Origin of the sequence: Bacillus sp. AFS012607 (assembly GCF_002558005.1) — a bacterium.
In the GTDB taxonomy this organism is placed as follows: domain Bacteria; phylum Bacillota; class Bacilli; order Bacillales; family Bacillaceae_G; genus Bacillus_A; species Bacillus_A thuringiensis_S.
On sequence record NZ_NTVM01000012.1, the window covers coordinates 368511 to 380898 of the forward strand.

The window sequence follows — 12388 nt, forward strand, 5'->3', positions numbered from 1 at the left end:
CAGTAGTACACTTAATACATATGAGGAAGGAGACATTGCTCTTGCATATTCAACTTGACCCAAGAAGCAACACTCCGATATGGGAACAAATTGTTCAAAATATAAAAGAACTCGTATTGAAAAACATGTTGGCTCCAAGTGATAAACTTCCTTCTGTACGCGAGCTCGCTTCTTTACTCGTTATAAATCCAAATACAGTGAGTAAAGCGTATCAAGAGTTAGAGCGACAAGGAATTATTGAAACGTTACGAGGAAAAGGAACATTTGTATCCCAATCGATTACCCCAACATTAGACGAAAGGAAAATCGCTATGGTTGAAAAGCAATTTCATCAATTACTATTAGAAGCCTCTTATCTTGGTATTACGAAAGATAAAATTCATGATTGGATAGATTCATACTATAAAGAGATTGGAGGAAATACGGATGTTGAAAGTGACAAGCTTGAAGAAAACAATTGATAATCAAACAATTTTAGACGATGTTTCTTTCACATTACAAAAAGGTAGTATCGTCGGATTACTTGGAAGAAATGGTGCGGGGAAAACAACTTTATTACGAACGATAGTCGGTATTTTAGACCCAGATGAGGGAACTGTTACATATGAGGATATCGACATTCATAAAAATCCTGAAACGAAACAAAAAATCGTATATGTTCCGGATTCTACTAACATACTGAACGGTTATACAGTAAAAGAAATCGTGAAGTTTTATAAAGCAGTTTATACAGCATTTGATGAACCATATTTCTACGAACTACTAGAGCGTTTCAATTTACCAAACAAACGAATTCGTAGTTATTCAAAAGGAATGAAAGCACTGCTTGCCATCATTTTAGCTGTTGCTGCACAGGCAGAATATATTATTTTAGATGAACCAACAAACGGACTTGATCCTATCGTTAAAAGACAGATTTTACAGTTTCTCGTTGGAGAAGTTGCAGAAAAAGAGATTACCATTTTCATATCTACCCATCATTTAGATGAAGTTGAACAAATTGCAGATACAATCATTATTTTAAAAGGACATACTGTATCTTCTATTACATCACTAGACGATGCAAAATCACAATTTGCTAAAATCCAAGTAGCCTATGAACGCTCATTACCTCAAAAACTAGAAAACTTAAGCAATATTAAAATATTAAACCAAACGGGAAAAGTATATACAATCTTAATTGAGGGAAATGTAGCTACAACACTGGAGAAGTTTTATAAAGAGCAACCTATACTCATTGAAGAACTAACAATGTCACTTGAAGATGTCTTCGTTACGACACTGGAGGAGGATGGGTATGTTTCATAAAGCGTTGTGGATGTGGAATTGGAAGCGCGGGAAATATGCTGCGTTACTGTTTTTCTTTAGTTCGCTTTATTTTTTATCTTTCGAATACTATCAAGCAGCAGAAACTCAACAGTCTCTCTTTCTCCATCCAGAAAAAATAGGTGAAGAAAAGTTCTACTATCATTATTCTTTTTATTCTTCTAATAGCTTTTGGTTAGGTATTATTACAATTATCCTATCCTGTATATTGATTGGTTGGGAGCGAAGTAATCAAAGTGGAGATTCACTTATGACATTTCCATTTAAAAGACGTGATATGTTCTTATCGAAGTGGGTTTTCGGTGGATTTTTCATTGTACTATCACTTCTAATCAATTGGGGTCTTATGTATTTTATTTATAAATCTACGATTCACTTTGAATATCAATCTTTCGAACCGTTTCATCGATATTTCCTGTATGCAATTTTCACATATATAGCGATCTATACTGTCTCTTTATGTATCGGTACATTTACTGGCAGTATTATTTCACAAAGCATCTTTAGCATTACTTTTTGCATCATGGGAATGGGAATCTTTTCACTCTTACTCCTATTCTTTACAGCTCATGCTGAGGCAATACAGGGGAATAAAAGTTATACGAATTTCGAAAACATTTATGAATTCAATAAAAAGACCAACATTTCAAGCGCCATATTAGACTTTTCAATTAGTTATAATTACCATCCAACAGCTCAATCATATGAAGATCATGGAAAAGTAATACACAGGGGACCCACTTTTCATAGTTACTACTCTGCAAAAGTAATACTTGTTTCTATCTTCTATACTATTTCCAGCTTACTAATTGGTATGTTTCTTTATACACGATCACCTAATGAACATAATAAAAAAATTTTCCTTTTTCCAAAATACAACTCACTCTGGATATGGAGTACTACCTTTTATGTTGCATTAATAGGTGGGCAAATGTTGAAGCGTTTTGATTTATTATTTAGTTACTATGTTGGGTTCTTTTTATTTGGAATCGTCACTTATTTTATATTATCACGTCTTACAAACTATAAAGTTTTTTAAAGGAGAGATCCTATGTTTCAAAAAGTATTATGGATGCATACCTACAAGCAAAGTAAATATATTGTTTGGCTATTTTGGTTAGTAAGTTTTTATGTACTATCCTATAAATACTACTTAGCATCTGCCGAGCAATTAAAATATTTTCATAAAAATAATGAATGGAAATATATATACCGATACAATTATCACCTTTCACTTCCCGATGCTATCATGGTTCAAGGAGCACTCCTTATTGCATTAGCCTGCATCCTTATTGGATGGGAGCGTCAAAATCAATCAAGTGACATTCTATGGTCTATGCCAGTTAAACGGAAACATCTCTTCATGACGAAATGGCTTTTTGGTGTGTGTAATATTTTAGCTATCGTTATATTGAATTGGGGACTTTTTGCTATTATGAAAAAGGCAACTTTTCATAATAAGTATCAAATATTTTCACCATTTCATACCTATTTCTTATACATGGTTATCATCTTAATTGCTATATATACACTTGCATTATGCATAGGAACAATTGCTGGTAATATGATTTCACAAGGATTCTTCAGTGTTGCTATACTTGGATTCCCTTTTATTTTGCCGACTCTAATTGCCGGAGCTATTTCTATTCATACGGTTGGACTTATTTCTAATCATCCCGTCTATACGGAGGAGAATGTAGATCGTTACGGTTCAGTAATAGAAAAAGTGAGTATTTTAGCGCCAGTTCGCGGATTCAATATTAATTTTAATTACGATCCTCAACGTGCTTATACTGATGAACAAGGCGTACGTCATGATGAACCTAATTTTACGTATATTCCCTCAGCAACAAAACTTATCGGCCCAATCGCAAATGTACTTATTCTATTACCTTTAGGAATGTACTTATATACAAGATCACCTAATGAACAAAATGGGAATTTTCTATTATATCCGAAACTCAAAACACTATGTATGATATGTTGTGTAATCTTTATTGGAATGTTTGGAGGAATGGCAACGGGAGGAAGTCATTCTATCTTAAATTATTATATTGGTTTTATAGGAACCAGTACGATAGTCTACCTACTATTATCTCGCTTATTAAAATTTAAATTTTCTTGGCGTGTGAAATAACCTCCTCTTAAAGAGGAGGTTATTTCACATTCTCTCTCCTATCCCCATACACCATCTCTTCTTTCATCCCAAATCCATCACCATTTTGCACAATTTGCTCTGTCGGTGCAACTACACTTTCGGCAATTTTCCATTCCCCACGCTCTTTTACAAATACTTGTAGAAAATAGTTCATACCATCTAATTGATATGCATTTTCTTTTTTCACATTATAGTGAATCGCAATGTAGTACACTTGAATGTTTTCTTTCCCTATTTTTGATACGTATTGCGATAGTCTCGGTATATAAAGTGCTGCTTTCTGAAAAGATAGTTGCTTCGCTTTAACAAGCGATGAACTTGTTACATTACGTAATGTGTCCCGATTACGAATATTATCGCTATGGTGAAATAATACTGCGTTTTGCATAGAACGAACCCATAATTTCGAATATAAAACTGTATTATCAGTTTCAATGTACTTCACTTCTTTTCGCACCACTTGGATAGGCGTATCTGCGTACGTGAATGTTTGAAAATAGAAAAAACTACCAAATAAAATGGTAAGTGCAGCAATATATTTCATAATCTTTCCTCCGATCTTTTAATTAAAGTATCGGAGTTTCAAAATATTTTTATTCAAAAGAAAAAGGATAGGAATGCTTTCGCTTCCTATCCTCATTTATTATAATACGCGGCCAAATAGTTCTAAGACCATTTCTATTTCTTGGTCGCTCCAACCTTTAAATCTCTCTTTATAATATTCTTTACGCACAGCTTCAAGTTTTTCAGTTACTTCTCTTCCGTGCTCTGTAATTTCTAAGTACACGATACGACGATCTGAATTAGAACGTTTTCTTTCTACTAATCCTTTTCGTACAAGTCGATCTGTAACAGCTGTAATATGACTGGAGGTTACGTTTACTTCACTCGCAATTTGCGAAGCCATCTGTGGACTGTTTAAAAATAACGCACGTAATACAGAAAATTCATTATATGGCATATGTTCTGCAAAACGTGTATTAATATCATTTTGTAATAAACGTATCATTTTTCGAAATGATGCAGATAAATCTAAAATCAGCGTTTCTCTTTTTTCGTTCAATAGCCTCGTCCCTTTTTTATCATATTTACACATATTATAATCTATAAATACCTATATTGTATATGATTTCTTTCCTCAACATTCTCATTTATGTAACTTTTTTCATATAAATTTCTTTTTTGTTCACACATATACATATAAAAAGGATGGTGATGGAAAATGCAGGGTGGAATAAATCCTTATTTACACAACGTACGCACAGCTAATACTGGTAAAGAAGCTACTATTACTGTACAAGGCGAAGGCGTTGTCAAAGCAAAACCAAACGTTGTTATATTAACGCTTGGCATTCGAACTGATAGTAAAAATGTAAAACAAGCGCAGGAAGAAAATGCAGTACAATCAAAACAATTACTGGATGCACTTAAACAGCTGGGTATTGCCGATAAAGATATAGAAACGATTTCTTATACGATCACTCCTCAATACGAATATGTAAATGATAAAGCATTGCTCCAAGGATACCGTGTGGAGCATTTGTATGAAATTACCGTTTTAAATGTACAAAAAGCTGGGGAAGTATATGATATAGCCGTATCAAATGGCGCAAATGTAGCAAAAGGTTTACGTTTCCGAGTATCTCATCCAAATAAATATTATGAGAAGGCTCTCATTCAAGCTCTGCACCAGGCAGTAGAAAAAGCTCGTGCTATTGCGAGTACATATAATCTAAATATTAATCCTGTTCCCCTCTCATTCGTTGAAGAATCTGCCCAATTACCACGGGAGGTTACGTCTTATGCTACTTTACATGCACAAGCAGCCCCGCCCATTCAATCTGGTGAATTAGAAATCATTTCATCCATACGGGCTATTTTTACGTATTTATAACGAATTCTCTTTACAAGTAAACGTTATCATTTTACTTGTTGTAAAAACATGATGTTCTGATATAATAAAGGACGGTGAGCTCTTACAAAAGAGATATCACGGGTGGGAGAGGGATATGAAAAAGAAGGTTTAACATGAAAGGAATACTTGAAAGAACATTTAAATTAGGTTTACACGAAACATCACCAAAACAAGAAGTTTTAGCTGGAGTTACGTCATTTTTCACAATCGTATATATTATGATTGTAAATGCGTCCATCTTATCAGATGCTGGCATTCCTCTTGAAGCTGGAATTTTAGCAACTGTTTTTAGTTCATTTGTCGGATGTCTACTCATGGCATTTTGGGCAAATGCACCTGCTATTCTTGTCCCTGGTATGGGTGTAAATGCATTCTTCACGTACACAGCTGTGCATACGCTTGGACTAACTTGGCAAGAAGCATTAGCTGCTGTCTTTATCTCTGGTATTATTTTTGCAATTGCCGCTTTTACACCAATCGCTCGCGTGCTATCAGTATCAATTCCAAAGTCATTAAAGGAAGCGATTACTGTCGGCATTGGATTATTTTTAGCGTTTATCGGATTGCAAAAAGGTGGTTTAGTCGTTTCGAACCCAAATACTGCTGTGGCAATGGGGAAATTAAGTAATCCTGTCGTTCTTGCGACATTACTTACTCTTATCATTGCACTTGTATTATTTATTCGTAACGTACGTGGAAACTTTTTATGGACGATTGCAATAGGAACTGGTATCTCATGGTTATTTGGTCTTGTGGATACGAGTCAAATGGGAAATAGTTCATTCTCATTCGCTAATTACGGTGATGTGTTTGGAGCTATGTCATTTGGGAAACTTTCTTCCTTACCATTTTGGATTGCAACATTCTCTTTAAGCATGGTGCTTATTTTTGAGAACATGGGACTTCTGCACGGTTTATTAGAAGATGATCGTAAATTCCCACGTGCTTACCAAGCCAATGCAATTTCAGCAATGACATGTGGTCTATTTGGCACAAGCCCTACCGTTTCAACAGTAGAAAGTGCCGCAGGTATTACTGCAGGTGGTAAGACAGGTCTGACGTCTATCGTTACTGGGTTGCTATTCTTTGCATCACTGTTTGCTCTTCCATTTGTCAAATTAATTCCTGATAGTGCCATTGCACCAATCTTAATTATTATTGGCGGTCTGATGATTACAAGCATTCAACAAATTCCTCTGAACGACTTTTCAGAAGGATTTCCAGCATTCTTAATTATCGTTATGATCCCGCTCACATATAGTATCGCTGATGGCATTGCGTTCGGATTTATTGCTTACCCTATCTTAAAAGTTGCTCTTGGAAAGCGTAAAGAAGTCGCACCATCTATGTATATCATTACATGCTTATTCTTAGCTATGTTTGTATTACATGCTATTGGTTAAGAAAAAACACCGAGGAAATCCTCGGTGTTTTTTACTTAAACCATCCTTTTTTATAAAACCATGCCATCATTCCGCCGCCAATTAATGCCATTAGAAGAAGACAAATAAAATAACTATATTGTCCACCAAGCTCTGGCATATGCGTAAAGTTCATTCCATATACTCCCGCAATAAATGTTAATGGCATGAAAATAGTCGAGAATACAGTTAATGTTTTCATAATGTTATTCATATGATGTGAGTTTAATGAAAAATAACTATCCCGAATATCCGCCGTTAACTCTCGACTTGCCTCAATCATTTCCGTAAGTTTAAGTAAATGATCATGTATATCTTTAAAATAAATCTCATGATCACTTATACCGTAAAAACGAGTGGAATTCAAAATACGATACAATAAATCACGCATTGGAATAATTGTACGTCTTAACTTAGATAAATCTGCCCTAATATCAAATACTTCTTCTAGCACGGCTCCTGCTGTCTCACCTGTTAAATTATCATCAATCGCATTTAAATGATCTTCAATGTAATATACAGGTGCGAAATAATCATCTACAATTTGATCAGTGATTGTATGTGCTACATGTAAAGGTCCTTTCTTAATCCGCCTCTTCTCACCAAGTGTTTTCCATACTCTTTCAATTGCATTATTATGAGAAAAATGGAAAGAAACAATATAGCGATCACTAACAAACAAATCAATTTCATGTGGTTCTAGCCCATCTTCTCCAAACGCGTGAAGAACTAAAAAGTTATATCCATCATAAAAATCAACTTTTGGCCTCTGTACATATTCTAGACAGTCTTCAATTGCAAGGGGATGGAACTTAAAATGGTCTTGCAGAATATATGTATACTCTTCTTTCGTTGGCTTATATAAATCTAGCCAATACCATACAATATGGTCTTTCTTTGTTTCTTCTAGAGAAACATCATATAATACTTCATCTGTTTTTGTTACTGCACAAATTCTAATCATAATTTCACCCATTATTATTATAAACAAAAAATAGTAAAAAAAGCCAAGGAGAAATCTCCTCAGCTTTTTTTTATTACTTCGTTACGATACCGTGTACTAAAGTTGGTGCATCTACGTGTTCTTTAGAGATCTTCATGTTCTCATAAATTTTCGCTTTTACATCTTCAACATTTTCGCGGTTCGCGTAAATTGTAACAAGGGATTCACCTTGCTTCACGCTATCGCCTACTTTTTTGCGCAGCATTAGACCAACTGCTAAATCAATTTCTGACTCTTTCGTTGCACGTCCTGCTCCTAAAAGCATTGCTGCTGTTCCGATTTCGTCTGCAACGATTTCTGATACATATCCGTCTTCTTTCGCTTCCACTTCAATTTTAAATTGTGCTTGTGGCAATTTAGAAGGGTCATCAACAACAGATGCGTCGCCGCCTTGCGCTGATAAGAACGTTTTAAATGATTCTAGCGCTTTTCCGTTGTTCATTACTTCAATTAGCTTTTCACGTGCAACTTCTAAAGATGAAGCTTGTCCAGCAAGGTACACCATTTGGCTTCCAAGTGTTAAACATAGCTCTTCTAAATCTTTTGGCCCTTTACCTTGTAATGTATCAATTGCTTCTTGTACTTCTAGTGCGTTACCGATAGCTTCACCGAGTGGTTGACTCATATCAGAAATAACTGCCATCGTATTACGACCAACGTTATTACCGATGCGTACCATTGCTTCTGCTAAACGTTTTGCATCTTCATCCGTTTTCATAAATGCACCTGCTCCAGTTTTTACATCAAGAACAATTGCATCTGCACCAGCAGCAATTTTTTTACTCATAATCGAACTTGCAATAAGCGGAATTGAGTTTACTGTTGCTGTTACATCACGAAGTGCATATAACTTTTTATCAGCAGGTGTTAAGTTACCACTTTGGCCGATAACAGCGATTTTGTTTTCATTTACAAGTCGCATGAATTCATCGTTTTCAATTTCCACATGGAATCCTGGAACTGCTTCTAATTTATCAATTGTACCACCAGTATGTCCTAAACCGCGTCCAGACATTTTCGCTACTGGTACGTCTAAAGCAGCTACTAATGGACCTAATACAAGTGTCGTTGTATCACCAACACCACCTGTCGAATGCTTATCTACTTTTACACCTTCAATAGCTGATAAGTCAATTGTATCGCCGCTATTTACCATTGCCATCGTTAAATCAGCACGCTCTTGATCGTTCATATCTTGGAAGAAAATTGCCATTGCAAGTGAACTTACTTGATAATCAGGAATATCACCATTTGTATATCCTTCAACAATAAAGTTAATTTCTTCTGTCGTTAATGCATGTCCGTCACGTTTTTTTGCAATTAGGTCCACCATTCTCATTGTGAAGTCACCCCTTCATTTGTTTTACGATTGCTTTTACTAATGCTAAGAAGTTAGCTTTAACACGTTCTGTCGTTTCAATTACTTCATCGTGATGAAGTGGCTGATCTAAAATACCAGCTGCCATATTTGAAATACAAGAAATACCTAATACTTTCATTCCAGCATGACGTGCTACAATTACTTCAGGTACTGTTGACATACCAACTGCATCTCCGCCAAGTGTACGAAGCATACGAATTTCAGCAGGTGTTTCATATACAGGACCTGTCATTCCAACGTATACACCTTCTTGTACTTTAATATTTAAGTCTGCTGCAACTTGTTTCGCCATTTCACGAAGTTCTACTGTATACGATGTAGACATATCAGGGAAACGTACGCCCATTTCAGAATCATTTGGCCCGATTAATGGATTCGTACCCATGAAGTTAATGTGGTCTGAAATTAACATAAGATCGCCTGGCTCGAATGATGTATTTACACCACCAGCTGCGTTTGTTACAACAACCGTTTCTACACCTAGTTCTTTCATAACACGAACTGGGAATGTTACTTTTTGCATGTCGTATCCTTCATAGAAGTGGAAACGTCCTTGCATTGCTACTACTGTTACACCTTGAAGTGTACCAAATACTAGTTGACCTGCATGGCCTTCTACAGTTGATACTGGGAACTCAGGGATTTCACTGTAAGGTACTGTTACTGCGTTCTCAATTTCGTCTGCTAATACACCAAGTCCTGATCCAAGGATTAGTCCTACTTGTGGTGTCTCTTGAAATTTCTCTTTTAAGTATGAAGCTGATTTTGTAATAAGTTCACGATTCATTTGTTTATCCCCCTATTTCTTTAGCTCGTTTAAGAAGCTTGTTCCGTATTCTGGCATTTTCACACCGAAGTTTTCTGCTACTGTTGCACCAATATCAGCAAATGTTTGACGAAGTGGTAACTCTTGTCCGCCTTCTTTCATACTTGGGCTATATGCTAATAATGGTACATATTCACGTGTATGGTCAGTACCAGGGTGAATTGGATCATTACCGTGGTCTGCTGTAATTAATAATAGATCATCTTCTTGTAGTTTTGCGAATACTTCTGGAAGACGTGCATCATATTCTTGCAGAGCCTCTCCGTATCCTTGTGGATCACGGCGGTGGCCGAATAATGCATCAAAGTCAACTAAGTTTAAGAAGCTAAGACCTGTAAAGTCCATATTTAATGTATCTACAAGCTTATCCATTCCATCCATGTTAGACTTCGTACGAAGTGATTCCGTTACCCCTTCACCATCATAGATGTCAGAGATTTTACCGATAGCAATTACATCGTAGTCACTATCTTTTAATTCATTCATTACTGTACGGCCGAATGGTTTTAATGCATAATCATGACGGTTTGGTGTACGTGTAAAGTTTCCAGGTTCACCAACGAATGGACGAGCAATAACACGACCTACCATGTATTTCTCATCTAATGTTAATTCACGTGCAATTTTACAGATTTTATATAACTCATCAAGTGGCACTACTTCTTCGTGTGCTGCAATTTGCAATACGCTATCAGCAGAAGTATAAACGATTAAAGAGCCGGTTTCCATTTGCTCTTGGCCAAGTTCATCAAGAATTTCAGTTCCAGAAGCTGGCTTATTACCGATAATTTTACGGCCTGTTTTTTCTTCTAATTCATCAAGTAATTCTTTCGGGAATCCTTCCGGGAACACTTGGAATGGTGTATCAATGTAAAGGCCCATGATTTCCCAGTGACCTGTCATTGTATCTTTACCAGTAGATTTCTCTTGCATTTTTGTGTAATATCCAAGTGGTTTCTCTACTTTAGAGATACCTTTCATTTCACGAATGTTACCAAGACCCAATTTCACCATGTTAGGCATTTGTAAACCATTCATATGTTCAGCAATGTGACCAATTGTGTCAGATCCTAAATCACCAAATTGCTCAGCATCTGGTGCTTCACCGATTCCCACAGAGTCCATTACGACTAGGAATATACGTTTATATTTATTCATAACTGCGACCTCCTATAAGTTCAGTTCTACTTCTTGTAGTATGTTCAAAACGCTATAAAGTGAAACTGTTATCCATAAGAATTCTCATTGTCAAACAGTACTTCTTTAAACCATTCTCTAACCTATTTCGTTTTACTTGAAACGACTCAAAAACATTTCTAGTTTTTTCTAAGTCAGATGTCAGACATCTGATACTGATATCATAACATGTTTACGCTTTCTTTTTAATACATTTTCGTAGAATTTCTCATTTTCTTCACACTTCTATTGTAATCCATTCTGCAACGAAGTGCTAATTTTTTTATGATTTATTTCTTCATATTAAAAATAAAAAGTAGCTCTAAAGAGCTACTTTTTATTTTACTTCTATTGTTTCTTCTTTATGTTCATGCAATTCGCCTTTTCTTACATGCACTTTCACTTTGTAAGCACCGTTCTCTTTGAAAGTATGTTTCGTTTCATACTCTCCTTTATTCCCTTCTTTCGCTGGAATAAATTCGTGTTTTTCAACACCATCTTTCCAAATCTCTAGTTGTACTTCAGCACCAGTTAATGCTTCTTCTTTTTGCTTTAAATGAACTTTCATTGTAGATTCAGCATTTGCCTTTATGTCTCCAGCCATAAGATGGATCATTGTGTCACTTTTATGATCTCCATGTCCTGCACTGTGATCACTATTTTCTTTTTTCGCATCTTCTACTTTCGCATTTCCTACAGCAACTTTCACTTCCGGCATAACGTGCATTTCACGTGCATTTGTGTGAGCGATAATATGGTATACTCCATCCGTTTCGAATGTTTTCTCTACTGCATAAACACCTTTTCCTTTATGCTTACCATCTAACATCTCGTGCTTTTCGTCGCCATCTTTCCAAATTTCAAACTTTACATCATCGGCATCCGTTACTTTTTCTTTTCCTTGTGTAACAAGTGCTTGTACTTCTGTTTTTTCACCTGGTTTAATTTCTTTCGGATTTGTTTGGACTGCTACTTTTACAGCTTCAAGTTTCTGTTCTTTTTTCGGTTCTTCTTTGTTTGTATTACAGCCAGCCAACGCTAGCATCGCGATAAATAAAGTTATAATCAGTTTTTTCATCATCATTTCCTCCTTTATACTTTATTTAGTATAGAGGAAATACATTGTAATATTCCAGTCTTCTGCTGAAAACAATATACGAAATGTTTGTGAAGTTTCTGTGA

13 protein-coding genes are annotated in these 12388 nt (G+C 35.7%); 6 read left to right on the top strand and 7 right to left on the bottom strand.

The genetic code is table 11. The features are described 5' to 3' along the window. Window positions 1–41 precede the first annotated feature (41 nt). Genes CN409_RS15290 through CN409_RS15305 form a run of 4 tightly spaced genes read left to right on the top strand, consistent with a single transcriptional unit; the run spans window position 42 to window position 3463 of the window. The gene (locus CN409_RS15290; RefSeq protein ID WP_000548027.1) at window positions 42–461 is read left to right on the top strand and encodes a GntR family transcriptional regulator; all 420 of its coding nucleotides are present in this window, start codon (window positions 42–44) and stop codon (window positions 459–461) included. Beyond that, window positions 427–1308: an ABC transporter ATP-binding protein gene (locus CN409_RS15295; protein ID WP_000922124.1), complete on the top strand. Its 882-nt coding sequence runs from the start codon at window positions 427–429 to the stop codon at window positions 1306–1308. Before CN409_RS15290 ends, CN409_RS15295 begins: the two co-directional genes overlap by 35 nt. Then, the gene (locus CN409_RS15300; protein ID WP_137073604.1) at window positions 1298–2365 is read left to right on the top strand and encodes an ABC transporter permease; all 1068 of its coding nucleotides are present in this window, start codon (window positions 1298–1300) and stop codon (window positions 2363–2365) included. Before CN409_RS15295 ends, CN409_RS15300 begins: the two co-directional genes overlap by 11 nt. A 12-nt stretch (window positions 2366–2377) precedes the next feature. Further along, window positions 2378–3463 carry an ABC-2 transporter permease gene (locus tag CN409_RS15305; protein WP_097981602.1) on the top strand — a complete coding sequence of 362 codons (1086 nt, stop codon included), beginning with the start codon at window positions 2378–2380 and terminating at the stop codon, window positions 3461–3463. Window positions 3464–3482: 19 nt separating this feature from the next. Here CN409_RS15305 and CN409_RS15310 read toward each other — a convergent pair whose 3' ends face one another. After that, window positions 3483–4028, bottom strand: a complete 546-nt coding sequence (locus CN409_RS15310) for a hypothetical protein (RefSeq protein WP_016077277.1) — start codon at window positions 4026–4028, stop codon at window positions 3483–3485. A 99-nt stretch (window positions 4029–4127) separates the two neighbouring features. Then, window positions 4128–4547 (bottom strand): MarR family winged helix-turn-helix transcriptional regulator, encoded by a 420-nt coding sequence (locus tag CN409_RS15315; RefSeq protein ID WP_001003307.1) that lies wholly within the window; start codon window positions 4545–4547, stop codon window positions 4128–4130. 159 nt (window positions 4548–4706) lie between these two features. Here CN409_RS15315 and CN409_RS15320 point away from each other — a divergent pair, with 159 nt between their 5' ends. Next, entirely contained in the window at window positions 4707–5378 is a 672-nt protein-coding gene (locus tag CN409_RS15320; protein ID WP_001161431.1) for an SIMPL domain-containing protein, read from the top strand. Window positions 5379–5512: 134 nt separating this feature from the next. Then, window positions 5513–6802 carry an NCS2 family permease gene (locus tag CN409_RS15325; protein ID WP_000676243.1) on the top strand — a complete coding sequence of 430 codons (1290 nt, stop codon included), beginning with the start codon at window positions 5513–5515 and terminating at the stop codon, window positions 6800–6802. 31 nt (window positions 6803–6833) lie between these two features. Here CN409_RS15325 and corA read toward each other — a convergent pair whose 3' ends face one another. The 5 genes from corA to CN409_RS15350 form a co-directional block, all read right to left on the bottom strand. Further along, the gene (corA, locus tag CN409_RS15330) at window positions 6834–7796 is read right to left on the bottom strand and encodes a magnesium/cobalt transporter CorA (RefSeq protein WP_002026281.1); all 963 of its coding nucleotides are present in this window, start codon (window positions 7794–7796) and stop codon (window positions 6834–6836) included. A gap of 61 nt (window positions 7797–7857) precedes the next feature. Further along, window positions 7858–9162, bottom strand: a complete 1305-nt coding sequence (locus CN409_RS15335; protein ID WP_016077276.1) for a pyrimidine-nucleoside phosphorylase — start codon at window positions 9160–9162, stop codon at window positions 7858–7860. Window positions 9163–9169: 7 nt separating this feature from the next. After that, window positions 9170–9991: a purine-nucleoside phosphorylase gene (locus tag CN409_RS15340; RefSeq protein WP_001078446.1), complete on the bottom strand. Its 822-nt coding sequence runs from the start codon at window positions 9989–9991 to the stop codon at window positions 9170–9172. Between the two features lie 12 nt (window positions 9992–10003). Then, window positions 10004–11188, bottom strand: coding sequence for a phosphopentomutase (deoB, locus tag CN409_RS15345; RefSeq protein WP_001046081.1), 1185 nt, complete (start codon window positions 11186–11188; stop codon window positions 10004–10006). 355 nt (window positions 11189–11543) lie between these two features. After that, window positions 11544–12284 (bottom strand): FixH family protein, encoded by a 741-nt coding sequence (locus tag CN409_RS15350; RefSeq protein ID WP_000733456.1) that lies wholly within the window; start codon window positions 12282–12284, stop codon window positions 11544–11546. Window positions 12285–12388: the final 104 nt, after the last annotated feature.

What these genes read in the sequence shown, in the direction of transcription:
- CN409_RS15320 (WP_001161431.1), top strand. Translation starts at nt 4,707, where the DNA reads ATGCAGGGTGGAATAAATCCTTATTTACACAACGTACGCACAGCTAAT.
- CN409_RS15350 (WP_000733456.1), bottom strand. Translation starts at nt 12,284, where the DNA reads ATGAAAAAACTGATTATAACTTTATTTATCGCGATGCTAGCGTTGGCT.
- CN409_RS15295 (WP_000922124.1), top strand. Translation starts at nt 427, where the DNA reads ATGTTGAAAGTGACAAGCTTGAAGAAAACAATTGATAATCAAACAATT.
- CN409_RS15340 (WP_001078446.1), bottom strand. Translation starts at nt 9,991, where the DNA reads ATGAATCGTGAACTTATTACAAAATCAGCTTCATACTTAAAAGAGAAA.
- CN409_RS15310 (WP_016077277.1), bottom strand. Translation starts at nt 4,028, where the DNA reads ATGAAATATATTGCTGCACTTACCATTTTATTTGGTAGTTTTTTCTAT.
- deoB (WP_001046081.1), bottom strand. Translation starts at nt 11,188, where the DNA reads ATGAATAAATATAAACGTATATTCCTAGTCGTAATGGACTCTGTGGGA.
- corA (WP_002026281.1), bottom strand. Translation starts at nt 7,796, where the DNA reads ATGGGTGAAATTATGATTAGAATTTGTGCAGTAACAAAAACAGATGAA.
- CN409_RS15335 (WP_016077276.1), bottom strand. Translation starts at nt 9,162, where the DNA reads ATGAGAATGGTGGACCTAATTGCAAAAAAACGTGACGGACATGCATTA.
- CN409_RS15300 (WP_137073604.1), top strand. Translation starts at nt 1,298, where the DNA reads ATGTTTCATAAAGCGTTGTGGATGTGGAATTGGAAGCGCGGGAAATAT.
- CN409_RS15325 (WP_000676243.1), top strand. Translation starts at nt 5,513, where the DNA reads ATGAAAGGAATACTTGAAAGAACATTTAAATTAGGTTTACACGAAACA.
- CN409_RS15305 (WP_097981602.1), top strand. Translation starts at nt 2,378, where the DNA reads ATGTTTCAAAAAGTATTATGGATGCATACCTACAAGCAAAGTAAATAT.